Annotated in this window: 22 protein-coding genes and 1 pseudogene; 5 read left to right on the plus strand and 18 right to left on the minus strand. The window is 72.4% G+C overall.

Going from position 1 to position 24,734, the window contains the following annotated elements:
• Positions 1-181: 181 nt before the first annotated feature.
• The 3 genes from ACIBTS_RS07755 to ACIBTS_RS07765 form a co-directional block, all read right to left on the minus strand.
• Positions 182-796, minus strand: coding sequence for an FMN reductase (locus ACIBTS_RS07755; protein ID WP_399317390.1), 615 nt, complete (start codon positions 794-796; stop codon positions 182-184).
• Positions 793-1,878, minus strand: a complete 1,086-nt coding sequence (locus tag ACIBTS_RS07760; RefSeq protein ID WP_399317392.1) for an LLM class flavin-dependent oxidoreductase — start codon at positions 1,876-1,878, stop codon at positions 793-795. Before ACIBTS_RS07760 ends, ACIBTS_RS07755 begins: the two co-directional genes overlap by 4 nt.
• A gap of 162 nt (positions 1,879-2,040) precedes the next feature.
• Positions 2,041-2,877, minus strand: a complete 837-nt coding sequence (locus ACIBTS_RS07765; protein WP_319671859.1) for an alpha/beta hydrolase — start codon at positions 2,875-2,877, stop codon at positions 2,041-2,043.
• Between the two features lie 351 nt (positions 2,878-3,228).
• On the opposite strand from ACIBTS_RS07765, the gene ACIBTS_RS07770 reads away from it, so the two are divergent.
• Positions 3,229-3,954, plus strand: a complete 726-nt coding sequence (locus ACIBTS_RS07770) for an alpha/beta fold hydrolase (protein WP_399317395.1) — start codon at positions 3,229-3,231, stop codon at positions 3,952-3,954.
• A gap of 67 nt (positions 3,955-4,021) precedes the next feature.
• A complete protein-coding gene (locus tag ACIBTS_RS07775) occupies positions 4,022-4,864 on the plus strand; it encodes an alpha/beta fold hydrolase (RefSeq protein ID WP_399317397.1) in 843 nt (280 codons plus the stop codon).
• Positions 4,865-4,918: 54 nt separating this feature from the next.
• Here the strand turns inward: ACIBTS_RS07775 and ACIBTS_RS07780 are convergent.
• From ACIBTS_RS07780 to ACIBTS_RS07810, 7 genes and pseudogenes are all read right to left on the minus strand, one after another.
• Positions 4,919-5,110, minus strand: a pseudogene (locus tag ACIBTS_RS07780) (ubiquinol-cytochrome c reductase cytochrome b subunit); the annotation flags it as partial.
• 113 nt (positions 5,111-5,223) lie between these two features.
• On the minus strand, positions 5,224-5,961 hold the full coding sequence (locus ACIBTS_RS07785; protein WP_399317399.1) for a flavodoxin family protein: 738 nt from the start codon (positions 5,959-5,961) through the stop codon (positions 5,224-5,226).
• A gap of 921 nt (positions 5,962-6,882) precedes the next feature.
• On the minus strand, positions 6,883-9,225 hold the full coding sequence (locus tag ACIBTS_RS07790; protein ID WP_399317401.1) for an SWIM zinc finger family protein: 2,343 nt from the start codon (positions 9,223-9,225) through the stop codon (positions 6,883-6,885).
• The gene (locus ACIBTS_RS07795) at positions 9,225-12,068 is read right to left on the minus strand and encodes an SNF2-related protein (RefSeq protein ID WP_399317969.1); all 2,844 of its coding nucleotides are present in this window, start codon (positions 12,066-12,068) and stop codon (positions 9,225-9,227) included. The genes ACIBTS_RS07790 and ACIBTS_RS07795 overlap by 1 nt, the downstream gene beginning before the upstream one ends.
• A gap of 142 nt (positions 12,069-12,210) precedes the next feature.
• Entirely contained in the window at positions 12,211-12,804 is a 594-nt protein-coding gene (locus tag ACIBTS_RS07800; protein ID WP_319675594.1) for a sugar kinase, read from the minus strand.
• A gap of 78 nt (positions 12,805-12,882) precedes the next feature.
• Positions 12,883-14,031 (minus strand): ROK family glucokinase, encoded by a 1,149-nt coding sequence (locus tag ACIBTS_RS07805; RefSeq protein ID WP_319675593.1) that lies wholly within the window; start codon positions 14,029-14,031, stop codon positions 12,883-12,885.
• Between the two features lie 234 nt (positions 14,032-14,265).
• Complete coding sequence (locus ACIBTS_RS07810; protein WP_319344894.1) at positions 14,266-15,003, minus strand: GntR family transcriptional regulator; 738 nt, start codon at positions 15,001-15,003, stop codon at positions 14,266-14,268.
• Between the two features lie 129 nt (positions 15,004-15,132).
• On the opposite strand from ACIBTS_RS07810, the gene ACIBTS_RS07815 reads away from it, so the two are divergent.
• The gene (locus ACIBTS_RS07815; RefSeq protein WP_399317404.1) at positions 15,133-16,155 is read left to right on the plus strand and encodes a Gfo/Idh/MocA family oxidoreductase; all 1,023 of its coding nucleotides are present in this window, start codon (positions 15,133-15,135) and stop codon (positions 16,153-16,155) included.
• Here the strand turns inward: ACIBTS_RS07815 and ACIBTS_RS07820 are convergent.
• The 4 genes from ACIBTS_RS07820 to ACIBTS_RS07835 form a co-directional block, all read right to left on the minus strand.
• Complete coding sequence (locus ACIBTS_RS07820; protein WP_399317406.1) at positions 16,148-16,648, minus strand: hypothetical protein; 501 nt, start codon at positions 16,646-16,648, stop codon at positions 16,148-16,150. The two genes, ACIBTS_RS07815 and ACIBTS_RS07820, sit on opposite strands and share 8 nt — an antisense overlap.
• A gap of 34 nt (positions 16,649-16,682) precedes the next feature.
• On the minus strand, positions 16,683-17,861 hold the full coding sequence (locus ACIBTS_RS07825) for a cytochrome P450 (protein ID WP_399317408.1): 1,179 nt from the start codon (positions 17,859-17,861) through the stop codon (positions 16,683-16,685).
• Positions 17,862-17,904: 43 nt separating this feature from the next.
• Entirely contained in the window at positions 17,905-18,615 is a 711-nt protein-coding gene (locus ACIBTS_RS07830) for a response regulator (RefSeq protein WP_399317410.1), read from the minus strand.
• Positions 18,616-18,792: 177 nt separating this feature from the next.
• Positions 18,793-20,076, minus strand: a complete 1,284-nt coding sequence (locus tag ACIBTS_RS07835; RefSeq protein WP_399317412.1) for a histidine kinase — start codon at positions 20,074-20,076, stop codon at positions 18,793-18,795.
• 201 nt (positions 20,077-20,277) lie between these two features.
• On the opposite strand from ACIBTS_RS07835, the gene ACIBTS_RS07840 reads away from it, so the two are divergent.
• Positions 20,278-20,478, plus strand: coding sequence for a hypothetical protein (locus ACIBTS_RS07840; RefSeq protein WP_399317414.1), 201 nt, complete (start codon positions 20,278-20,280; stop codon positions 20,476-20,478).
• 69 nt (positions 20,479-20,547) lie between these two features.
• On the opposite strand, the gene ACIBTS_RS07845 is transcribed toward ACIBTS_RS07840, so the two are convergent.
• The 3 genes from ACIBTS_RS07845 to ACIBTS_RS07855 all read right to left on the minus strand — a co-directional run bounded on the left by ACIBTS_RS07845 (position 20,548) and on the right by ACIBTS_RS07855 (position 22,553).
• Positions 20,548-20,934 carry a ribonuclease domain-containing protein gene (locus ACIBTS_RS07845; protein WP_079658695.1) on the minus strand — a complete coding sequence of 129 codons (387 nt, stop codon included), beginning with the start codon at positions 20,932-20,934 and terminating at the stop codon, positions 20,548-20,550.
• A gap of 96 nt (positions 20,935-21,030) precedes the next feature.
• Entirely contained in the window at positions 21,031-21,660 is a 630-nt protein-coding gene (locus ACIBTS_RS07850; RefSeq protein ID WP_399317417.1) for a dihydrofolate reductase family protein, read from the minus strand.
• Between the two features lie 74 nt (positions 21,661-21,734).
• Positions 21,735-22,553, minus strand: a complete 819-nt coding sequence (locus ACIBTS_RS07855) for an AIM24 family protein (RefSeq protein ID WP_399317419.1) — start codon at positions 22,551-22,553, stop codon at positions 21,735-21,737.
• Between the two features lie 131 nt (positions 22,554-22,684).
• Between ACIBTS_RS07855 and ACIBTS_RS07860 the strand changes: the two genes are divergently transcribed.
• The gene (locus ACIBTS_RS07860) at positions 22,685-23,431 is read left to right on the plus strand and encodes an SDR family oxidoreductase (protein WP_399317420.1); all 747 of its coding nucleotides are present in this window, start codon (positions 22,685-22,687) and stop codon (positions 23,429-23,431) included.
• A 166-nt stretch (positions 23,432-23,597) separates the two neighbouring features.
• On the opposite strand, the gene alc is transcribed toward ACIBTS_RS07860, so the two are convergent.
• Positions 23,598-24,713 carry an allantoicase gene (gene alc / locus ACIBTS_RS07865; RefSeq protein WP_399317422.1) on the minus strand — a complete coding sequence of 372 codons (1,116 nt, stop codon included), beginning with the start codon at positions 24,711-24,713 and terminating at the stop codon, positions 23,598-23,600.
• Between the last annotated feature and the right edge of the window lie 21 nt (positions 24,714-24,734).

Here is a 24,734-nt window from a genome sequence, read left to right on the forward strand (position 1 = left end):
GTTTGTCCGCGGGGAGCCGGGGTCGGCGTGCCGAGGCCCGGTACAGGAGTGCCAGGTGATCGAGCCGAGCCGGACCGGGAAGAGCAGGAGGTCGGCCGGGGCGGTCGGCCGGGGCCGGACCTGCCATGGCGGGCCGGCACCGGTACGCGACCGGATCGCTGGCGGCCCGCCGAGGGCGGTCTCAGTCGAAGCGCAGGTCGGAGAGCTGCCGTTCGAGCGCGGTGATGTCGTCGTCGGGTGTCTCCCGGACCGGGCGGGCGGCCGTGAGGGCGGCCAGCTCGGCGGCCGCCCGCCGTATGCGGGCGGGCAGGCCGTCGGTGTACTCGTCGCCGCCGGATCCCCAGTCCTCGGACGCCGCGTACACCGCGGTGGGTACGACGGTGGCGCGCAGGTAGGCGAAGAGCGGGCGCAGGGCGTGCTCCAGCACCAGGGAGTGGCGGGCCGTGCCTCCCGTCGCCGCGACGACGACCGGCTTGCCGGTGAGCGCCTCCGGGTCGATCAGGTCGAAGAACGACTTGAACAGCCCGCTGTAGGAGGCGGTGAACACGGGGGTCACGGCGATCAGGCCGTCGGCGCCGGTCACCGCGTCGATCGCGGTGGCGAGCGAGGGCGCCGGGAATCCCGTCACGAGGTTGTTGGCGACGGCGACGGCGAATTCCCGCAGCTCGATGACCTCGGTCTCCACCGCGTGGCCCCGGTCGGCGAGCTCGTCGCGGGCCGACTCGGCGAGCCGGTCGGCGAGCAGGCGGGTGGAGGACGGAGTGCTCAACCCGGCGGACACGGCGACGAGCTTCATGCGGCGGACACCTCCTGAACGGCCCGCAGCGACGCGTGGGTGGGAGCGTCCGGCACTGTGGCCGAGCGGCCGATCGCGAACTCCTTCCGCAGCACCGGGACCACCTCTTCGCCGAGGATGTCGAGCTGTTCCAGGACGGTCTTCAGGGGCAGGCCCGCGTGGTCCATCAGGAACAGCTGCCGCTGATAGTCGCCGACGGTCGCGCGGAAGGACAGCGTCCGATCGATGACCTCCTGGGGAGAGCCCACCGTCAGCGGAGTCTGCTCGGTGAACTCCTCCAGCGACGGCCCGTGCCCGTAGACGGGCGCGTTGTCGAAGTAGGGGCGGAACTCCCGTACGGCGTCCTGGGAGTTCTTCCGCATGAACACCTGCCCGCCGAGGCCGACGATGGCCTCCTCGGGCCGGCCGTGCCCGTAGTGCGCGTACCGCCGCCGGTACAGCTGGACCATCTTCCGCGTGTGCTCGGCCGGCCAGAAGATGTTGTTGTGGAAGAAGCCGTCGCCGTGGAAGGCCGCCAGGTCGGCGATCTCCGGGGAGCGGATGGAGCCGTGCCACACGAACGGCGGTACGCCGTCCAGCGGCCGGGGCGTGGCAGTGAACCCCTGCAGCGGAGTGCGGAACTTCCCCTCCCAGTTCACGACGTCCTCGCGCCACAGCCGGCGCAACAGCGCGTAGTTCTCCTTGGCGAGGTTGATGCCCTGCCGGATGTCCTGCCCGAACCACGGGTACACCGGGCCCGTGTTGCCGCGGCCCATCATCAGGTCGACGCGCCCGTCGGCCAGGTGCTGGAGCATCGCGTAGTCCTCGGCGATCTTCACCGGGTCGTTGGTGGTGATCAGCGTCGTGGCGGTGGAAAGGATCAACTTCTCGGTACGGGCGGCGATGTAGCCGAGCATCGTGGTCGGCGACGAGGGCACGAACGGCGGGTTGTGGTGCTCGCCGGTCGCGAAGACGTCCAGGCCGACCTCCTCCGCCTTCAGGGCGATGGCCACCATCGCCTTGATGCGTTCATGCTCCGGCGGGGTACGGCCGTTGGTCGGGTCGGGGGTCACGTCCCCCACCGAGAAAATTCCGAACTGCATGGGGTCCTCTTCACTCCGGTGACTGTGTGGGTGGCGGAAATGTAGGCACCGATCGAACGGGCGACCTGCCTGTGCGTGCAGAGCAGCTTGTCCGTCAGCGCCCCACCGCCGAAGACATGCGGGAGCCGGGGCGCCGTCGAAGACGCCCCGGCTCCCGTTCGGTCACTTCGCCAGGAAGGTGAGGAGCGCCGCGTTGACCTCTTCGGCGTGGGTCCACAGCAGTCCGTGCGGGGCGCCCTCGATCTCGACGTAGTCGGCGGACGGGAGCGCCTTGTGGAAGGGGCGGGCGGTGCCCTCGACGGGCAGGATGCGGTCGCCCGTGCCGTGCAGGATCAGGGCCGGCACGTCGATGGCCGGGATGTCGGCGCGGAAGTCGGTGTACCAGGTCGACGGCGCGGCGGCCGCGGCGAAGAAGCCGCTGCCCGCGGCGACGTTCCAGCTGTTGCGGACGGCCTCCTCGCTGATCCTGGAGCCGAGGTTCTCGTCCAGGTTGTAGAAGTCCTTGTAGAAGGCCGTGAAGTACGCGTACCGGTCCGCCTTCACGGCCGCGACGACACCGTCGAAGAACTCCTTGGGGGCGACCCCGTCCGGGTTGTCGTCGCTCTTGAGCAGGCAGGGCTCCAGCGAGGCCAGGAAGGCGACCTTGGCTACCCGGGCCGAGCCGTAGGCGGACACGTACCGGGCGACCTCACCGGTACCCATCGAGAAGCCGACCAGGACGGCGTCGGTCAGGTCGAGGGTCTCCAGCACGGTGTTCAGGTCCGCGGCGAAGGTGTCGTAGTCGTAGCCGGTCGTCGGCTGGCCGGACTGCCCGAAGCCGCGGCGGTCGTAGGTGATCACGCGGTAGCCGGCGTCGAGCAGCGCGGCGCTCTGCCGCTCCCAGGAGTGGCCGTCGAGCGGGAAGCCGTGGATGAGGACGACCGGCTGCCCGGTGCCGTGGTCCTCGTAGTAGAGGTCGATGGCGGTGGAGTTCTCCTGGCCCACGGTGATGTACGGCATGGGTTGCTACCTCGTTTCCGGAATAACTGGTGCGCGCGGCCACGCCCCGCCTTGCGGGGAAGGGCGCCGTCGTACCGGAAGACCGGACCGTCGGCGGCCGGTCGGCGGGCGTGGGCGGCACGGAACGCCTTTCACGCTAGGGCGGACGCTGTGCCCCGTGTTGCCTCGCAGCGCACTGGTCCTTGCCCGACGGCGCAGACCGCGAAAGCACGGACAGACAACGGCTCGGGCACTCACAGGCAATGCGCCGTCGCCGTCCGTCCTTACCGTCTGTTCGTACCTACGGCCCTCCGCCCGGCCGGCGTCCGACCGGGCGCCGGCCGATCACCACCCTGCACAAGGAGTTGTGCCATGTCTCGAACCGGCAACCCGACCGTCGTCCTGGTCCACGGCGCTTTCGCCGACGCCTCCAGCTTCTCCCGTGTCATCCCCGAGCTGATAGCCCGCGGCCTGGACGTGGTGGCGCCGGCGGTACCCAACCGCAGCCTGCTCGGTGACGCGGCCTACGTCGCGTCGGTCGTCCGTCAGATACCCGGCCCGGTCGTCCTGGTCGGACACTCCTACGGCGGTGCCGTCATCACCGTCGCCGGCGCGGAGGACAACGTCACAGCCCTGGTCTACCTGGCCGGCTACGCCCTGGAGGAGGGCGAGAGCCTCGGCGAACTGCAGGGCCGCTTCCCCGACTCCGACCTCGCCGCCGCACTCGTCTACACGCCGTTCCCGATCGAAGGCTCGGCCACTCCCGGTACCGATGTGTCGGTCCGGATCGACAAGTTCCCGGCCATCTTCGCCGCCGACGTCGAGCCCCGCCTGGCCGCCGTTCTCGCCGTCTCCCAACGTCCGCTGGCCGCACAGGCGTTCGCCGAGCAGGCCCCCGTCGCGGCCTGGAAGACCAAGCCCTCCTGGGGGCTGGTCGCCTCGGCCGACCACACGATCAACCCCGACGTGGAGCGCTACGGCTACCGGCGGGCCGGAATGACCACCGTCGAGGTCGACTCCTCGCACCTGGTGATGCTCGCCCGTCCCCAGCGTGTCGCCGAACTGATCGACGAGGCGGTCCAGGCCACGGCCCGGTGACCGCCCGGGTCCTGGCCGCCGGACCGTCCGAAGCCGAAACCGTGGACACCACCCTTGGAAGCGAACGATGAACTCACCGATCCCACGCCGCACCGTCACCCTCTCGCTCCTGGCCGGAGCCGCCGCCCTGGGGACTTCCGGCGCCGCGCTCGCCGCTCCGTCACCTACGGAGGACGGGCCGGGCCGACGTCAGCGGCCTGAGCGTCCCACCATCGTCCTGATCCACGGCGCGTTCGCCGACGCCTCCAGCTGGAAAGCCGTCGTCGAGCGGCTTCAGCGGCAAGGCCACCACGTCCTGGCTCCGGCCCTGCCGCTGCGCGGGCTGGCCGGCGACGCCGCCTACATCCGCAGCGTCCTGGACAGCGTGCCGGGCCCGATCGTCCTGGTGGGCCACTCCTACGGCGGAGCGGTCATCAGTGTCGCCGCAGCAGACGCGCCTCGGGTCAAAGCCCTGGTCTACATAGCCGCCTTCGTTCCGGACATCGGCGAAAGCGCGCTGGAACTCACCGGCAAGTACCCCGGCAGCACCCTGGCGCAGGCCGTCTCCACCCAGTACTACCCGTTGCCCGGCGGCGGCCAGGGCGAGGAACTGGTCATCAAGAAGGAACTGTTCCGGGAGCAGTTCGCGGCCGGCGTGCCGACCACGACCGCGCAGGTGATGGCCGTGGGGCAGCGGCCGATCACCCTGGCCGCGCTCCAGGAGAAGTCCACCGCCGCGGCATGGAAGCAGATCCCCAGCTGGTACCTCGTGGCCACCGAGGACCGCAACATCCCTCCGGCTGCCGAGCAGTGGATGGCCGAACGCGCCCGCGCCCACACCGTCAGAGTCCGTGCACCCCACGCGGTCGCGGTGAGTGACCCGGGCCCCGTCACCGAGCTGATCCTGCGCGCCACCCGCTCGGCCCGCTGACCGAGCGGCTCTCTGCGAGACCACGAAGCTGTGCCGTACGGCGAGGGGGTCCAGGATGTGGTGCTCGCGCTGGTCGCCGGTGATCCAGGACGGGTTGATCTGCGCGATGCCCGCGATGACCGCGAGGGCGCCGAGGGCCAGGAAGAAGAAGCCGCCCGCCTTGGCCACGTACCCCGGCAGCAGCAGGACGTGGATGGAGTGGAACCGCGGGATGAGGTCGTGGCCGGGGTAGCCGCCGAAGAGAAAGGCCGCTCTTCGAGGAGGGCCTCGGCGAACTGGCCGTGGCCCTCGGCCTGAACCCGACGTCCTGACTACCGCGAAGAGGCGGGCGGGCGAGAGCGTCGGGCTCCCGGTTCGGCTCAGCGGTGCTCGGGGTTGTCCGCCCCCGGTCGGCAGCCGGCGTCCCACTCGGTGCGCTGGTTGCCGTGGGCCGGAACGCCTCCGGCCCGTTTGAGCAGGGCCGCCAGGTGCATCAGGTTCCAGGTCATGAAGCTGGTGTTGCGGTTGGTGAAGTCGTTCTCCGGGCCGCCCGAACCGGGGTCCAGGTAGGAGGGCCCGGGGCCCGCGGCGCCGATCCAGCCGGCGTCCGCCTGCGGCGGGATGGTGTAGCCGAGGTGCTGCAGGCTGTAGAGGACGTTCATGGCACAGTGCTTGACGCCGTCCTCGTTGCCGGTGATCAGACACCCGCCGACCCGCCCGTAATAGGCGTACTGTCCCTGGGAGTTGAGCAGGCTGGAGCAGCTGTACAGGCGCTCGATGACCTGCTTGGTGACGGAGCTGTTGTCGCCCAGCCAGATGGGCCCGGCCAGTACCAGGATGTCCGCGGCCATCACCTGCTCGAAGAGCGCGGGCCAGACGTCCGTGGCGAAACCGTGTTCGGTCATGTCCGGGTAGACGCCCGGCGCGATGTCCAGGTCGACCGCGCGGACGAGGTCCGTGGTCACCCCGCGCACGTCCATGATCGCCCGGCTCTTGTCGATGAGTCCCTGGGTGTGGCTGAGCCGGGGGGACGGCTTGAGCGTGCAGTTGATGAAGAGCGCACGCAGATCGTCGAAGCGGTAGCCGTCCTCGGTGGACGGGGCTGATGGTGCTGCCATGGCGGACTCCGGGGAGGGGAGGAGAGCGGACAGGGGCGAGGAGTGAAGGGCGAGGAGTGAAGGGCGAGGGGCCCAGGGCGAGGGGTGATGCCAGCGGCAGCGTCTCGCGGAAGTCGCGCACTGTCCCGTTACGACGCACCGGCACATGGTGGGTTCCCAGAGGTCCAGCAGCTTGTCGTGCGCGCTGCCTGCTGCCTGCCGGCTGCCGGGGGCAGGGGCATGGGGCGATCACCGACCACGACGACTTCATCGAGGTCATGAACCGTTCCTGGAGACTGAGTGGGAGTGAGTCCTGTTGCCGGGGCTCGTGCTCAGCCGGGCGCCCCGAACGGTGTTGGGCGTCCTGGTCTGCCGCGTTCGCTCCGCGTCCGGCGCGCATGGATCGTGTCCGTGGTCCGGGGATGCGGGTGCGGCCCGCGGCCGGAGGCCGCTGTTGGGCAGCGCCTCACGCCCCGGGGCCTCCGGTCGGGCCTGGACGCTCCGATGCCCCACAGCATCGCTCCGGTGTTGTGGGGGCGGTGTCGTCCTCCCCCAGTGCCTTAAAGGCCTGGGAGGTACCCCCATCCGGATCGGGTGTCCCAGGGCGCGTCTTCCGATCGCCACGGCGGCCGCGTCGTGGCGGGTGGTCTTCCTGGTCGTGGTGGTGAGGGGTTTCTGCCAGTGCTGGGCCCCCATCGTAAAAGGTCACCCATTCGACCAAGAAACTCCTGTTCCCCTCCAGAGCCGCCGAGCCTGCCGCGGCAGCAAGACTCACTCATGCGCGCCAGAACACACCCGTGCGCACTCCAGCCGGCAGTTCACAACCCCTGGCTCATGAACCAAGCCGTCAAGTGCATCAACTCCGGCAGGCACTGCGGCTGAACAGTCATCGGCAACCGGCTTCCGGCCGTCGTACCTGCCGCATGCCTGGAGTCCTGTTCGTCAAAGGTCCTCCGAGCCGCCCAGGCCGGTGAGGGCGCCCACCGGGTCCGGGTCGGGGGTGCCACGCGGCCACCAGTCGTCGTCGCCCGGTTCCGACTCGTACGCGTACCACAGGCCGTCGCGGCCGAAGCGGAGCTGGACGTGACCGCGGGGGTGGGTGAGGTGGTTGCGGCGGGGGCGGAAGGCGGGGAGGTCGGCGGCCAGGAGGAGAGGGCGGGCCCGGTCGAAGCGACCGGCCGGCGGATCCCAGGACTCCTCCAGGACGGTGAGCCCGTCCGGCCCGCCCTGCCGCCAGGCCGCCACCGCGCGCGCCAGCTCGGACGGGGTACGGCCGGCAGCGGAGGCGAGCGAGGCGTAGAGGGCACGCGTGGTCGCGGTGAGCCCGGAGCCCGGGCGGGACGCGGCGAGGCGTACGGCGTCCTGCCAGAGGGTCAGTTCACCGATCTCGTCCTGACCGGTCATCAGCAGGGCGTGGGCGCGGGCGGCCGCGTCGGTCGCCAGGTGATCCAGCGCGAAGGAGTCGGGGCCGTTCGGCGCGGACGGGTACGCCGGGGGCTGCTCGGGATGCGGAGGCACGGGCAACGGGGCCGGAAGAGGCGGGAGCCGGCGTTCGGCGAGCGCTTCGGCGGCCCGTACGCCCGGCAGGGGCTCCGGTTCCTGTTCCTGTGCGGCACGGGCCGCCCGCGCGGCGTTACGGCGGGACAGCGCGTCGAGTACGTCGCGTTCGCCGCGACCGCGCAGCAGGAGCAGCACGAACGGGTCGGCGTCGAGCAGCCGCGCGGTCTGGTAGCAGAGGGCGGCCGCGTGCTTGCAGGGGTGACCGCGGTCGGGGCAGCTGCAGTGCGGGTCGAGATCGCCGGGACCGGGCAGCAGCGGCACCCCGCAGTCGGCGAGGGACTCGGGCAGCTCCTTGTCGAGCAGCGCGGCGATGTGTCCGGGACGCTCGACGGCGGCGTCCAGGAACCGCTCCCAGTCCTCGTCCCCCAACGTGCGCAGGCGCACCTGGACACGGTAGGGGCGGGGGCGGCTGCCCTGCACATACGCCAGGACGAGCCCAGGGGTGACCGTGATCGCGTCCACGTTTCCCTGCTCGGCGTAACCGCGGCCGCGGGCCAGGCGCCCCGGGTCCAGGGCGCCTTCTTCGAGCGCGGTCACCCAGGCGTTGCCCCACCACGTCTCGGCGAAGGATCCACCGGTGCGAGGCGGAAAGGCGGGGAAGGTGCGACGGTGATCGCCGTCCCGGGAGGGGGCGGCCATCGAGCGGGGCGTGGTGGGGGTGAGTGGGGTAGTGGGGGTGAGTGGGGTAGTGGGGGTGAGTGGGGTGGTGGGGGTGAGTGGGGTAGTGGGGGTGAGTGGGGTGGTGGGAGTGCGGGGTGGTTCGGCGGTCACCGAGAACGGCGAACTTCCCTCGGTGGGCGGGGTCGGTGCGTCGTGTCGGGCGGGTTCGGGCTCGCGATCCGGGTGTGGCTCGGGATCCGGATCCTGCTCGGCATCCGGGTGCCGCCCGGCATCCGGGTGCTGCTCGGGACACGGATCCGGCTCGGGACGCGGTCCAGGCTCGGAGCGAGGCTCGCGACCGGGATCCAGGTCGGGATCGCGATCGGGATCGAGGTCGGGGGCGGGATCGAGGTCGGCCGGGTCCTCCGGTGGCATTCGGAAGGCGTCCGAGAGCAACTCCCTTACCGCACGCGCACGTTCTTCGGCGACAGGGTCACGCGTGCGGCCGGGGCGCCGGGCTTCGGACGCGCGGGCGTCCGCGCGAGGGCGAGGGCGGGGGTGCGGTTGCGGGTGTCGGCTGCCGGGTGCGGTCTCCCGTCCTGCCTGCTCCCCCGCTTCGGCCGCATCCTGCCGCGCCTGCGCGCGTGCCGCCCGCAGGGCCTCACGGGCGATGTCGGCGGGGCGCGCGCCGGTCGTCCCCTGCCGGGGGTGCGGCTTGTCGGCCGCCGGTCCGGCGTCCGCGGGTGGAGCGAAGGCCGCTGCGGGGATGGCGTCGGCTGCTGCCGGAACGCCCTCCGCGGGAGCGGTGGCCGACGTGGAAGCAGTCGGTGCGGGGGTGGCGTCCGGCGGCCGTCGCAGGGCCGCGCGGGCCGCGTCGCCCGGCCGGGGGGCAGGGCCTGCGAGCCGCTGCGACGATTCCTGCGCCGACTGTTCCTGCCGCCGTTCCCGGGCCGCCCGCAGCGCGCGGCGGGCCTCGTCGGCCGGCCTGCTGCCCTGCTCCTGGTGCGCCGCGCCGGTGACGGCGTCGGACGCCACCTCGCCTCCGGCCTCCACCGCGGCTCCGGTTTCCACCTCGCCCTCGGACGGGACCGCGTCCGGCCTCTTCCGCTCGTGCGACTCCCCCATCACGCCTCCCTCCGCAGCCTGACCAGGTCGGTCAGCTCGCGGTCCGTCAGTTCCGTGAGGGCCGACTCGCCGGAGCCGAGGATCGCGTCGGCCAGGGCGCGCTTGGCCTGGAGCATCTCGGCGATGCGGTCCTCGACCGTGCCCTCGGTGATGAGGCGGTGGACCTGGACCGGCTGGGTCTGCCCGATGCGGTAGGCGCGGTCGGTGGCCTGTTCCTCCACCGCCGGGTTCCACCAGCGGTCGAAGTGGACGACATGACCCGCGCGCGTGAGGTTGAGGCCGGTGCCGGCGGCCTTCAGGGAGAGGACCAGGACCGGGGTCGCACCGCTCTGGAAGCGGTCCACCATCCGCTCCCGCTCGGGTACCGGGGTGCCGCCGTGCAGCAGGTCGACCGGGACCGCGCGGGCGGTGAGGTGGGCGGCGATCAGGCGGGCCATGCCGACGTACTGCGTGAAGACGAGGGCCGAGCCGTCCTCGGCGAGCAAGGTGTCGAGCAGCTCGTCCAGGAGAGCGAGCTTGCCGGAACGGGCGGCCAGCGCGTCGCCGACCGAGGCGCTCTCCTCCTTGAGGTACAGGGCGGGGTGGTCGCAGATCTGCTTCAGCGCGCCCAGGAGCTTCAGCACCAGGCCGCGCCGGGCGATGCCGTCCGCCGTCTCGATGGCCAGCAGGGACTCCCGCACCACCGCCTCGTACAGTGCGGCCTGTTCCCGGGTGAGCGGGACCGGGTGGTCGGTCTCCGTCTTGGGCGGCAATTCGGGCACGATCCCGGGGTCGGACTTCTTGCGGCGCAGGAGGAAGGGGCGCACCAGGCGGGCGAGGCGCTCCACCGCGAGCTCGTCCTCGCCGTTCTCCACGGCGCGCGCGTGCCGGGCGCGGAAGGACTTCAGGGGGCCGAGGAGTCCCGGTGTCGTCCAGTCGAGCAGGGCCCACAGCTCGGAGAGGTTGTTCTCGACGGGGGTGCCGGTCAGGGCCACGCGCGCGGGCGTCGGGATCGTGCGAAGGGCCTTCGCCGTCGCCGAGAAGGGGTTCTTCACGTGCTGGGCCTCGTCCGCGACGACCATGCCCCAGGGCTGCCCAGCCAGGGTCGCGGCCGCCGCGCGCATCGTGCCGTAAGTGGTGAGGACGAAGCCGCCGGTCAGGTCCGTCAGGCTGCGGTCGGGGCCGTGGAAGCGGCGGACGGGGACGGCGGGCGCGAACCGGGTGATCTCGCGCTGCCAGTTGCCCAGGAGGGAGGCCGGGCAGACCACGAGGGTCGGCTCGGTGCGGGCCCGCTTCAGGTGCAGGGCGATGACGGTGATCGTCTTGCCGAGGCCCATGTCGTCGGCGAGGCAGCCGCCGAGGCCGAGGGAGGTCATGAGGTCGAGCCAGGCCAGGCCGCGCAGCTGGTAGTCGCGGAGGGTGGCGTGCAGGCCGTCGGGCGGCTGCGCGGGGTGCACCCCGGCGGTGAGGCGGTCGCGCAGGGCGGCCAGGGCGCCGGCGGGAACCGCCTCCACGGTCTCGCCGTCGACCTCCGCGGTGCCGGTGAGGGCGACGGACAGGGCGTCGACCGGGTCCAGCAGGCCCAGTTCCCGTTTGCGGGCCTTGCGGACGAGCGCGGGATCGACCAGCACCCACTGGTCGCGGAGGCGGACCACCGGGCGGTGGGCCTCCGCCAGCGCGTCCATCTCGGTCTCGCTGAGCGGGTCGCCGCCGAGCGCGAGCTGCCAGCGGAACTGGAGCAGTTCCTCGCCCTCGAAGAAGCCGGTGCCGTCCGTCGCGGAGCCCGGCGCGGGCCGGACCACGGCGGCCGCGCTGAGGTCCTGCGCCAGGTCCCTCGGCCAGTGCACGGCGACCCCGGTCGCCGCGAGCCGGGTGGCCGCCACGCCGAGCAGGTCGCCCAGTTCGTCCTCGGAGAGGGCCAGGACGTCCGGCGCGTCCTGTTCGGCGAGCCGGGCGAGCGGCGGCCACACGCGGGCCGCGCGCCGCACGGCGAGGGCCGCGTCCACGCGTGCGCGTGCCCCGAAGGCGGCGTCGGCCCCGCCCGCCCACAGGGTCGCCGCGTCCGTCACCAGGGTCGGGTCGGCGAGGCTGTGCACCTGGACGATCGCGGCGCCCGCGCTGCGCACCCGCTCGCCGTCGTCGGACACGTCGAACATGTCGTATGCGGACAGGTCGAGGCGGAGCGAGATCCGCACGCCCGCGTCCATGCCTGCCGCGACCTCGGCGGCCCAGTCGTGTGCGCCGGGCAGCCGCTGGGGGCGGCGGTCCGCGAAGGGCTTCCCGCAGGCGTGCGGCGCGGCAGGGGTGCGGGGCAGGGTGTCCGCGACGGCGTCCAGGAAGGAGCGCATCAGGGCCTCCGGCTTCGGCAGCCGGAGCGGGCCGGGGCCGGGGAGCGGCACCGCGTGGCCCTCGGGCGGGAGCGCGGCGGCGACCGCGCGCAGGTGTGCGATGTCCTCGGGGTCCAGGGGGCCGGCGCGCCAGGCGTCGTGTCCGGCGGGCGTCAGGCCGGGCAGCAGGCGGCCGCGGGCGGTGAGCCGCAACGCGTGCAGGGCGGCGGCGCCCCAGCAGGCGGTGGCCGGATGGGCGGCGGGGTCGCGGCGGGCGCGCACGAGCAGCGGAAGCGCCTTGTCGAGCGGCAGGGACAGGGCAGGGGCCTGGGCGCGGCGGATGGAGGAACCGTGCCGCCGGACGACGGTGAGCTCCGTGAGTTCCGCATGGTCCGCGTCCGCCGCGATTGTCGGCGGGCCCTGTGACGGGTCCCAGAAGGCGACGCGGCCCTCGCGCGGGAGGGATGCGGGCAGGAAGACGGCGGCGAGCCGCACGGAGACGGCGCCGGACTCCGCCGAAGCCGCCTCGCCGGCCATGGCGCTCATACCTTGTGTCCACCTCCCGCCCGTGTGTCGGATCAGTCGTCTTCGACTCTACGGGCGGGGTCTGACAATCGGCCCCGGCGGCCGGCCGGCCCATCAGGTCCGGCCCGGTCAGGGCCCGTCAAGTCCGGTCCGGTCAGGGCACCGTGCGCGAGACGACGTAGACGAAGGGATAGAGCGCGTTGCCGGTGTTCACCACCACGTCCAGCGTCGGATCGGGGTTCTCCCGCTCGCGGACGATGCCGAAGTCGTCGCCGGGACGGGAGCCGGGGCCGGTGAGCTTCCAGCCGGTGATCTCCTGGTCACGGTCGCTGATGGCGATGTCGCCCTTCTTCAGGGCGGCCCTGCTGACGCCGATGTCCGCGAGGAACTGGTCGAGACCGGCCTGCGTGGTCTGGAACTGCACGTAGAGCCGGCTGGTCTTCCAGTTGTTCGTCTCGTAGTAGGCGACCTGGTTGGAGGGATGCGGGATCGGCACCTGGTACAGGCGGCGCTGGACCACCGACGGCCAGTCCGCGGTCAGGCCGGTCGCCGAGTACTTCGCCTCCTTGTCCTTGCCGCTATCGCGGCTCTGGTTGGCGGAGATCACCAGGTAACCGGCCGGGACGCCGATGAGCAGGACGATGATCAGCAGGGTGAGCGCCCTGCGGCGGATCACATGCCGACGGTCCTCCGGTGGGCTGGACGGCTCGTCGGGGGGCGCGGCCTGGCGGGGCAGCGATGCTGTCATGCGGTGTCCCGGGTGGTGCGGGGTGACGCGGCGGTCATGCCGTGTCCTGGGTACGGGGCAGTGCGGAGGTCATGGCGGTCATGCCGTGTCCTGGGTGCGGCGGGCCGCCTCCGTGAACCGCTCGAAGCGCTCGAAGCGCTCCACCCGGCGGCGCTTGGCGCGCCGGAAGCGGCGGGCGACCAGTCGGGCCAGATCGGCGGCGCCGACCATGCCGGCCTCGGGGCCGAGCTGGGCGCGGACGATCCGGGCCTCGGGGCGGTAGCCGCGGCCGGTGAGCTGGCGCTTGAACGCGTCCCGCGCGGGGGCGATCAGCAGGTCGTCGGCGGCCGAGACGCCGCCGCCGATCACGAAGCAGGACGGGTCGAGGGCGGCGGCCAGGTTGGCGATGCCGACGCCGAGCCACTGGCCGATGTCCTGCAGCAGCTCGATGCACATGGCGTCGCCCTCGCGGGCCAGCTCGGTGATCATCGGGCCGGTGATGTCGCCGATGTTGCCCTTGACGTGCTCGATGATCCCGTAGGCCACCGGGGAGTCGGCGGCGGCCAGTTCGCGCGCCTCCCTGACCAGGGCGTTGCCGGAGCTGTACTGCTCCCAGCAGCCGCGGTTGCCGCACGGGCAGCGATGCCCGCCGGGCACGACCTGCATATGGCCGAACTCGCCGGCGACACCGTACTTGCCGCGTTTGACCTGGCCGTCCTCCAGGATCGCGCCGCCGATGCCGGTGCCGAGCGTGATCATGACGAGGTGGTCCTCGCCGCGGCCCGCGCCGAACCGCCACTCCGCCCAGGCGGCGGTGTTGGCGTCGTTGTCCACCAGGACGGGAACCGCCAGACGGCCGGAGAGGCGGTCCCTGAGCGGCTCGTTGCGCCAGGACAGGTGGGGCGCGAACAGGACGCGGTTGCGGTCCGCGTCGACCCACCCGGCCGCGCCGACGCCGACCGCATGCACGTCGTGGCGGTCGGACAGGTCCAGGACCAGCTCGACGATCGTGTCCTCCACGACCTTCGGGCTCTTGGACTTGTCGGGCGTCTCCGTGCGGACCTTCTCCAGGATGTTGCCGTCGGCGTCGACGACGCCCGCCATCACCTTGGTGCCGCCGATGTCGATGCCGACGGTCGGCACACGGGGTGCGGTGAGGTGCGAGCGGCGCTCCCTCGTACCCACGGTGCGAAGTGCGGGGGCGCGGCGGGAGCCGATGGGGGCGCTGAAGTTGCCGTAGGTGCTCATCGTCGCCGATTCTGCCTCACCCGCACGTCGGGTGCCGAGTGGGGCAGTGCCCGTGCGGCGCAACCGCACACCGCCGCCGGCCCGCGCCCTGAGGGGGTGGCGTTACCGCTCGTGCCCGGGATCGTCGAGCTCGTTTCCGCCCGTCGGCCGCCTCGTCGGCCGCCCTCACCCTGTCCGGATATCCGGTCACATTGTCCGGACATTGCGACGCATTCGGGCCTGTCTCGCCCGCTCTCAGGGCCGTACGAGCAGCTGGAACTCGAAGGAGTAGCGGGTCGGCCGGTAGATGTGGTCGCCGAACTCCACCGCCCGGCCGGTGTCGTCGAAGGTCGTGCGCTGCATGGTCAGCAGGGGGGCGCCCTCGTCCTCGGCGAGCCGCTCGGCCTCGTCGGCGGTCGCGGCGCGGGCGCCGATGGACTGACGGGCGCTGTGCAGGGTGATCCCGGCGGCCCGCATCAGGCGGTACAGGCCGGTGGCCTGGAGTTGGTCGGTGTTCAGATCGAGCAGGCCGGAGGGCAGGTGGTTGCACAGGTACGCCATCGGCTCGCCGTGCGCCAGCCGCAGCCGCTCCACCCGGTGGACGTCACTGCCCTCGGCCACCGCGAGCGCGGCCGCGACTTCCGCCGACGCCGGGACCACGGTGTTGACCAGGACCGTCGTCGCGGGGCGCTGCCCGGCCGCCTCCAGGTCGTCGTAGAGGCTGCTGAGCTCCAGCGGGCGCTTGACCTGGCTGTGCACGACCTGGGTGCCCACGCCCCGGCGGCGGACCAGCAGGCCCTTGTCGACGAGCGACTGGATCGCCTGGCGGACGGTCGGCCGGGACAGGCCGAGCCGTCCGGCGAGCTCGATCTCGTTGCCCAGCAGGCTGCCGGGGGTCAGCGAGCCGTGTTCGATCGCGGCCTCCAACTGCTGGGCCAGCTGGAAGTACAACGGCACCGGAGAGCTTCGGTCCACACGGAGTTCGAGCTGCACGGTCGGGTCCACCTCTGGTTTCGGCACGGGCCGAGCGTAGCTCCGCCGCCGGTTGACGGGAAGTTGTGTAGTTCGGTTGTCCGGACATACGCATTGACAGCGTGCGGCCCGCGCCGCCACTTTGGTTTCATGCGCATCGGGGTCATCGGGACGGGCCGCATAGGCACCATTCATGCGAACACACTCAGCCGTCACCGCGAGGTCGGATCCCTGATCCTGACGGACGCGGACCATGCGCGGGCCCAGGAGCTCGCGCATCGGCTGGGAGAGACGGCCGCCCCTGGGGTGGACGAGATATTCCGCTGGGGCGTGGACGCCGTGGTGATCACGACGGCGACCTCGGCCCACGCCGAACTGATCGGTCGGGCAGCACGCTCGGGGCTTCCGGTCTTCTGCGAGAAGCCGATCGCCCTGGACCTGGCGGGCACGTTACAGGCGATCGCCGAGGTCGAGGCCGCCGGAACGATCCTTCAGATGGGCTTCCAGCGGCGCTTCGACGCGGGGTACACGGGCGCCCGGGAGGCGGTGCGGTCGGGGCGGCTCGGACGGCTGCACACCGTACGGGCGCTGACGTCCGACGAGTCGGCGCCGCCGGCCGCGTGGCTGCCGGTGTCCGGCGGGATCTACCGGGACGCGCTCATCCACGACTTCGACTGCCTGCGCTGGGTCACCGGGCACGAGGTGCGGGACGTGTACGCGGCCGGGTCCGACGCCGGGCCCGCGATGTTCCGCGAGGCGGGGGACGTCGACACGGCCGCCGTGGTGCTCACCCTCGACGACGGCACGCTCGCCACGGCGACGGCGACGCGGCTGAACGGCGCGGGCTACGACGTCCGTATGGAGCTGGCCGGGGAGCTCGACCAGATCGTCGTGGGCCTGGACGACCGCACGCCTATCGCGTCCACCGAGCCCACCGGCCCGCCTGCCGCGGACAAGCCGTGGACGGGGTTCCTGGAGCGCTTCGAGCCCGCCTACGGGGCCGAGCTGGCCGCGTTCGTAGAGGTGGTGCTCGGGCGGCGGGCGAACCCGTGCGACGGCCGCGAGGCCCTGCAGGCGCTCAGGATCGCCGAGGCCTGCGAGCTGTCCAGGCGGGACCGCAGACCGGTCGCCCTCGCCGAGATCCCGGGCGGGATCGAGTCCGCGTTCAGCTGAGCAGGCGTATCGCGGGGGCCGCGGCGTCCGTCGCCATGAGGGACTCGCAGTGGGCGCATCTCAGGTCGTACGGCCGCACCACGTTGGTCTGGATGCTGTCCGTGCCCGACTCCTTGGTCTTCGGGCAGTAGTACCCGAGGTTCAGCCGCACCCAGGGATGGCTGGTGGGCGCCAGGCCCCGTCTGCTGTCCCTGGCGTCCTCGAACGGGGCCCACCAGAAGTCCACCAGGGCCCGCAGCGCGAGCCGCTCGGCCCCGGAGGTCGTGTCGTACGCGGCGATCCGGCCCGCGGTGTAGTGGCTCCTCAAGCCGCTGCGGCTGCCCGAGCACAGCGCCCGTTCGGCGCCGCGCTCGTAGACCGTGGTGCGGCCGGTCCGCTCGCAGATGAAGCAGTCCACACTGAACTCGAGCCGGGAACTCCAGTGCAGATTGTGGAAGTCGTCGCCCTTGAGCGGTCCGGTCAGCTCGGCGGTGATCTCCGCGGTGCGCAGCACGCATGCCCCCTGAGAACGTCTGGATCCCGGTGTTCTACCAGCGCACCGGCAGGCTGCGCACCCCGCGTATCAGCAGGCCCGGGAGCCAGTCGCCGGGCGGGCCGTCGAGGGTGAGGGCGGGGGCGCGGTCCAGCAGTGTCCCTATCGCCGTGCGGGCTTCGAGGCGGGCCAGCGGGGCGCCCAGGCAGTAGTGGATGCCGTGGCCGAAGGCGAGGTGGCCCCGGGACTCGCGGCGGATGTCGAAGCGGTCGGGGTCCGGGAAGCGGGCCCCGTCCCGGTCGGCCGCGGTGAGGCCGATCATCACGTGCTCCCCCCGCGCGATGGGTGTCGCGCCGATCTCCAACGGCTGCGCCGCGTAGCGGAAGGTGGCGTTCTCCACCGGCCCCTCGTAGCGCAGGGCCTCCTCGACCGCGCCGTCCAGGAGGGGCATGTCGGCGCGCAGGGCGGCGAGTTGGTCCGGGTGGGTGAGCAGGGCGTGGACGGCGTTGGTGATCAGGTTGACGGTCGTCTCGTGGCCCGCGATGAGGAGGATGAACGCCATGCCGCGCAGCTCGCCGGGCGAGAGCCGGTCGCCGTCCTGCGCGGTGGTGCGGATCAGGTCGCTCAGCAGGTCGCCGCCGGGCCCGGCGCACCGCTTGTCCTCGATCAACTCGGTGAGGTACTCGGCGAGCCGGACCAGCGCGTCGTACTCGCTGTCCGCGTCGGTGGGCGCCACCACCTGGGTGGACAGCTTGCGGAACTCCGTGCGGTCCAGTTCGGGAACGCCGAGCAGCTCGCAGATGACCGTGATGGGCAGCGGGAAGGCCAGTGACTCCACGAGGTCGGCGCGGCCGTGCGACAGCATCGCGTCGAGCAGCTCGTCGGTGATCTGCTGGACCCTCGGCCGCAGTTCCTCCACGCGGCGCATGGTGAAGGCGCGGGCGACCAGCGCGCGCAGGCGCGTGTGCCGCGGCGGGTCGGCGGTCAGCAGATACGGGCCGATGAGCTGATCGTCGAAACCCCCCAGCCGGCTGCTGTCCTTGGACAGCCTCGGGTCGGCGAGCGCCGCCCGCGCCTCCTCGTACCCCACGACGAGCCAGGTCGTGTAGTCCTCGCCGGCGCCGGGCGGCCGCACCCGGTGCACCGGGCCACGCTCACGCAGTCGCGCGTACACCGTGTGCGGGTCCCTCAGGAGCCCGTCGCCGAACTCCCCCAGATCGATCACCTCGGCCATGCCACTCCCCCTCCGTCACTCCCCCAACGGACGGGAGCGACGCCTAGTGCCCGTCCTGAGCCGCGTCCTGAGCTCCCGGGGCGTCTTCCGTCCGCTCCTCCAGGAGCCCGGCGTCGTACGCCAACAGGGCGATCTGCACCCGGTTGTTGAGGTCGAGTTTGGCGAGGATCCGGGAGACGTGGGCCTTGACGGTGGCGACGCTCATGAAGAGTCCGGCGGCGATGTCCGCGTTGGACAGTCCGCGGCCGACGGCGACGGCCACCTCGCGTTCGCGTTCGCCGAGCGCGGCGAGGCGCCCGCGCGCGTGGGCGCGTCGGGTGTCGGCCGCCGTGCCGGCCGCGTGGTCCATCAACTGCCGGGTGACCGTGGGCGACAGGACCGGGTCACCGGCCGCGACCCGGCGCACCGCGTCGAGGATCTCGGCGGGCGGGGTGTCCTTGAGGACGAACCCGGCGGCCCCCGCGCGCAGTGCCCGCAGCACCTGCTCGTCGGCGTGGAAGGTGGTGAGCACCACGACCTGCGGGGCGTGCGCCCGCCTGCGCAGCCGCTCCGTGGCGGTGAGCCCGTCCATCGCCGGCATCCGGATGTCCATCAGGACGACGTCGGGCCGGGTACGGTCCACGAGCTCCTCGACCTCGCCGCCGTCGGCGGCCTCACCGACGATCTCGATGTCGTCGGCGCCGCCCATCATGAAGGCCAGACCGGCCCGCACCAGGGGATCGTCGTCGACGAGGAGGAGTTTGATCGCAGTCATGGCCCTTACGTAATCACGGTTACGGGCCTGCCAGTCGCCGAGTTCACCGTCAGGGCCTGTCCGGCGGATCGGGTCGCAGGAAAGCAGCGGCGCCTGATCGACGCAGGTGAGCGGGGAATGGTGCGTCCAGCAGCCGAGACCTGGCTCACCCGTCCACAGCCTCCCCGGACAGAACACCTAGGGCGCCGCCGCCGGCCACGGCAGCCACGCCCGTACCTCGAAGCCGCCGTCTCCCCGGGCCCCGTGTTCCAGACGGCCCCCGGCCAGCGTCGCCCGTTCGGTGAGGCCGATGAGGCCCTGGCCGGAGCCGGGGACGGGCGGTACGACGCCCTCGGGGGCCGGGTTGCGCACAGTGACGGCCAGGCCCTCACCGGGGCCGCCGGTGACGGTGACCGCGCTCTCCGCGCCGGGGGCGTGTTTGCGGGCGTTGGTGAGGCACTCCTGGGCGATGCGGTAGGCGGTGCGGCCGACGGAGGAGGGGACGGCCGCGGCGTCGGTGACGCGCTGGTCGAGGGTGACCTTCATGCCGGCCTCGCGGGACTCGGCGACCAGCGTGTCCAGGGCGGCCAGCGTCGGCTGGGGCCGGCCGGCGTCGTCGGGTTCGCCGGCCCGCAGCACACCGATGATCTCCCGCAGATCCTGGAGGGCGTCGTGGGCGCTCTCGCGGATGACACCGGCCGCCCGCGCGATCTCCTCGCGGGGCGCGTCGGGACGGAACTCCAGCGCGCCGGCGTGCACGCTGAGCAGGGTGAGCCGGTGGGCCAGCACATCGTGCATCTCCCGCGCGATGGCCTCGCGGGCCAGCCGCTGCGCCTGCTCGGCGCGCAGCCGGGCCTCCGTCTCGGCGCGTCGGGCACGCTCGCGCAGGCTGAGCATCAGTTGCCGCTTGGAGCGTACGAACATGCCCCAGCCGATGGCCGTGACGATGATCAGCACACTCCACACCACCGCGGGCCCATAGGCAAGGGTGGGGTCCGGGCGCGCCCAGGCGAGCACCGGGATCAGGGCGAGCTCGGCGCCGCCCACCCAGGCCACGTACCGCAGCGGCCGGTGCACGGCGAGCGAGAAGAGGGCGACGACGCAGGCGCCGGACGAGGTGGTCGACAGGAAGCCGAGGGGGACCAGCAGGGCGGCCAGGCCGAGGGGCCACCGGCGGCGCAGCCAGACCGCCGCGCAGGCGAGGGCGCCCAGGAGCTGGTCGGTGAGGGCGAAGGCGGGCGAGAGGTCGCGTTCGCCGGGGAAGGAGTCCGCGACCGTCAGGCCGACGGCGACGGCCAGCAGGAAGCAGCATAAGTCGACGACCCAGTCGCGTGCGGTGCGCCGGTGCGGTCGGCCGGGCCGCGTCGCGTCCGGGTCGAGCGCCGAGACCAGGGCGGACGGCAGCAGCCATCGGCGTCCGGTGAACCCGGGCGCCGCCCGTGCCGCGTCGTCCGCGGCATCCGTGTCGTCGTATGCCCTCATGGCCGACAAATCTACGCAGCGCAGGGCCGTGCCACCTCCGCGCGGACGGGATCCGCTACCGAAGGGAGACGACCGTCGACCGAAGTCGTGCCGCCGGCTACTTTCGGCGCCGCCGGACCGCCGGACCGGGGCCTTCCGTCGGACGGGTCCCACCCCACGGCCGATGGCCTGCGTGGGTGTTCGGGGGCGAGGGTCCCGGACATGAAGGAACTGCTGGAAGTGATCGGTTTTCTCGCCCTGGTGCAGGGCGTGCTGGGCCTGGTGCACGAGTTCAGCGACTGGCGGGTGGGCCTCGTGCAGCGGATCGGTTTTCTGGACGGCTACGAGGTCTACGCCGGCGCCGCGCTCATCGTCCTGGCGTTCGCCCTGTTCGCGGCGGCGGAGAGCCGGGGGTCCGACTGAGTGGGGGGGAGTCGGACCTCCGGCCGGTCGCACCGTTCCTCGACGGTCAGCCCTTGATCGCCCGACGGCTCAGCAGCCGTAGTTGATCAGGTTGAACGTGGCGTAGTGGTCCGCGGTGTAGTAGTCCTCGTCGGTCTTCTTCCCGGTCACGATGCGGCGCGCTCCGCGCGTCGACGACCCGGGGGTCTTCACCGTGTACTCGTGGTAGTAGCCGGTCGACTGCGAGGGCAGCACGCCCTCCCGGTTCTGGAAGACCGAGCCGTCCTGCGAGTACGGGAACGGCCCGCCCTGCTCGATCAGCTCGAGCGTGTCGTACGCCTGGGACGGCAGCCTGCTGTAGCAGACGCTGCCGACCGCGGCGTTGGCCGTGGTGGCGGAGACGGTGCCGCCGACCAGGAGGGCGGACAGGACGGCGGCCGAGGCGCCTATGCGGGTGATGCGTGGGGGGAATCTCATGCCCTCATGATGACGCGCGTAGACAGTGGCATGTCAATGACAACTTCGAGGATTTTCCCGGCAAGTCCGATGAGTTTTCGGGAAGTTAACCTGCGGCTAGCCGTTGTCCGGGAGTTCGTACGAGCCGTAGGTCGGACGGCCCTGGAGGTCGTACGTCTGGATGGAGACGCCCGCCGCGGTGATCAGGCCGCCGGTGTGCCGGAACGCGGTGGGCAGGGCCCCCTCGGCGAACAGCCGCAGGCCGGAACCGAGCACGACTGGGAACGTCAGCAGGTGAACGGTGTCCACGAGGTCCAGCGCGAGCAGCGACCGGACCAGGGCGCCGCTGCCGTGGATCTGGAGCTCACCGTCGGTGCGCTCCTTGAGGGCGGTGACCTCCTGGGCGAGGGCGTCGCCGCGGATCACGGTGGTGCCCGCCCAGGCGGGGTCGGTGAGGGTCGTGGAGGCCACGTACTTCGGCAGTGCGTTCAGCTTGCCCGCGACCGGGTCGCCCGGGTCGGTGACCTTCGGCCAGAACCCGGCGAAGATCTCGTAGGTACGCCGGCCGAGGAGGAACGCGCCGACGTCGTCGAAGACCCCGGAGACGAACCGGCCGAAGTCCTCGTCCCCGTACGGGAAGCTCCAGCCGCCGTGCTCGAAGCCGCCGCGGGTGTCCTCGTCACGGCCGCCGGGGGCCTGGTAGACGCCGTCGAGGGTGACGAAGATGGTGGAGACCAGCTTGCCCATGACGCGTGCCTGCTTTCTTCAGTGAGGTCTGCTGTCATCACCTCAGACCCCACCGCGGCCCGCAACTCATCGGTTCAGCCCGCGTTCGTCGAGAACAGTCCGCCCGTCGGGCCCTGCTTGTCGCCGCCCTGGGCCTTCTTCAGGGCGTTGGCGAGGCTCTCGATGGTGAGGGACTGCAGGATGACCCGGCCGCTGCCCTCCAGGGTGGCCAGGGACAGGCCCTCGCCGCCGAACACGGCGTTCATGATCCCCTGCCGGTTGAGCCCGCCGACGCGCTGGACGCCGTACCGGATGCCCTCCTCGAAGGCGACCACGCAGCCCGTGTCCACCTCGATACGGCCGCCGAAGTCGGCCGGGTCGAGGTCGATGAAGTTGCCGGCGCCCGCGATGATCACCGTGCCGCGGCCGGTGAACTTCTCGAGGATGAAGCCTTCGCCACCCTTCATGCCGGTGCGGCCGCCCTGGAAGGCGATGCCGAAGTCGACGGTGGACTCGGCGGCCACGAAGGCGTCCTTCTCGGCGAACCACGCGCGCGTGCCGTCCAGCTCCAGCGCCCGCATCTCGCCGGGGAGCACGCCCGCGAAGCCGACCGTGCCCTCGCCGCCCTGCGCGGTGAAGTACTGGAACGCCAGCGACTCACCCGCGAGGGCACGCTGGCCGACCTGCATGGCCGTGCCCATGGCCTGGCGGAGCATGCCGCCCATGCCACCGCCGCCGCTCTGGGGCTGCTGGCCGCCGCCACCGCCGGACGGACCGCCCAGGCGGGTCTCCATGGTCACGTTCGTGGTCTTGAACAGGAACTTTCCGGCCTCGCAGTACACGGTCTGGCCGGGGTGCAGGCTGACGACCGCCATCTGCATGGCGTTGCCGACGATCTCTTGCTGAAGGGTCACGAGGGGAGAACGCCGGGGGCGGAGGAAAGAGTTCCGGCCTGCCCGCTTTCGGCCACCGGCTCCGTCGGCTCCTCGACCTCGGTGTCCGTTCGCCGCCAGCACGGCGGGGCGCGGGCCGCTGGGATGGACCCATGACAACGGCCTACGGAACTCTCGACGGCAAGGTGGCCCTGGTGACCGGCGGCAGCCGCGGCATCGGGGCGGCGACGGCCCTGCGGCTCGCCCAGGAAGGCGCGGACGTGGCGGTGACGTACGTGAACGGTAAGGAGGCCGCCGCGGACGTCGTAGCGGCGGTTCAGGCGCTGGGACGGCGGGCTGTGGCGCTGCGCGCGGACTCGGCGGACCCTGCGGAGGCGGCCGGGGCGGTGGACCGTGCGGTGGAGGCGCTGGGCGGCCTCGACGTGCTGGTGAACAACGCGGGCGTCGGCGTCCTCGGTCCGCTGGCGGAGCTCGCCCTCCCGGACGTGGACCGGGTGCTGGCCGTGAACGTGCGCGGGGTGTTCCTGGCCTCCCAGACGGCGGCCGGGCGGATGCCGGCCGGCGGGCGGATCATCACGATCGGCACCTGCATGACCCAGCGGGTGCCCGGCCCCGGCGGCACGCTGTACGCGATGAGCAAGTCGGCCCTGGTGGGCCTGACCAAGGCGCTGGCCAGGGAGCTGGGCCCGCGCGGGATCACCGCGAACCTCGTCCACCCCGGCCCGATCGACACCGACATGAACCCGGCGGACGGCCCGTACGCGGCCGGTCAGGCGACGATGACCGCGCTGGGCCGCTTCGGGACGGCGCAGGAGGTGGCGGCGACGGTCGCGCACCTGGCGGGGGCCGCCTACGTCACGGGCGCCGAGTTCGCCGTGGACGGCGGGCACGCGGCGTGAGTGCGGGGGTGCGGGAGTGCCGGAGTGCCTGACCGTCAGGCCAGGGCCTCCCGGACCCGGTGCAGAGCCGGTGGCTTCACCAACGGGTAGTAGAGCAGGGCCGCCATCGTGCCTCCCCGTGAACACCCCGTTCCCCGACGGGGTGTTCACCGTAGCGGAGGCCGGCTCAGCCGCCCAGTTCCTGGTGGCGGGCCGTCAGGGCCGCCGCGCCCTCCTCCGTGAGCGAGCCGAACAGGCGCAGGCGGGAGATGCCGCCGTCGGGATAGATGTCCACGCGCGCGTGCGTGCCGACGGCCGGCGCCGGCAGGACGAAGCGGTGGTTGGTGTCGGGCTGGAGGCGGGTGCGCGGGAGGATCTCCGTCCACGCGCCGTCCTCGCCGTCCTTGACCGACACCGTCGCCCAGCCCGCGCTGTTGCCCTTCAGGTACGCGGTGTCGATCTCCAGGGCACGGATCTGCGCCTGGGCGGCCAGGCGGTAGCGGATCCAGTCGTTGCCCCGGTCGCGTCGGCGGCGGGTCTCCCAGCCGTCGTCCATCTTGCGGGAGCGGCCCGGCTGGATGGTGTTGGAGGCCGGGGAGTAGAAGAGGTTCGAGGCGTCCTCGGCCCGGCCGCCGTTCTCCAGGGCGACGACGTCGAAGGCGCCGAGCACCGCCAGCCACGCGGGGTCCGGGACCACCTCGCCGTACACGCGCAGGCGGGCGATGCCCCCGTCGGGGTGCTGGTTGACCCGCAGATGCGTGAAGCGCTGCTCCACCGACACGGCGAAACCGTTCGCCGCGTGGCCGCCGACCGGGGTGCGCGGCACCAACGTCGTCCACTTCACGTCGTCGCCGAGGAGTTCTTGGGGGGACGGAGAGCCCGGCACCGAGGCGCCCTCGATCGACACCGCCTGCGGGTAGTTGCCGCGGAAGTGGGCCGTGTCGACGACGATGCCGCGGATCACGCCGGGCGCGCCGAGGCGGACCAGCGCCCAGTCGTGGTCCTCGGCGGTCGGCCAGGGGTGCTCGGCCGAGGCGCCGCGGCGGCGGCGGGTCTCCCAGCCGTCCATGATCTTGCCCTTGTGTCCGAAGCGCTCCGGGTCGAACTCGGCGGGCTCGGGGATCAGCAGGTTCTCGCGCTGGGCGAAGAACTCGTCGTTGGCGGCGATCACCGAGGCGCCGAGCCGGCGGTCGGCGAGGTCGGCGTGGTGGGTGAAGGGGAAGTCGGCGGTGCGGTAGTCCGCGTACGGGTCGCCGCCGCCGTAGGGGTTCGCGTCGCCGGTGAAGCTCTCTATCGCCGTCACGGTGATCAGGTCTGCCTTTCG

Source organism: Streptomyces sp. NPDC050121 (genome assembly GCF_044460385.1).
GTDB classification, from domain to species: Bacteria; Actinomycetota; Actinomycetes; order Streptomycetales; family Streptomycetaceae; genus Streptomyces; species Streptomyces soliscabiei.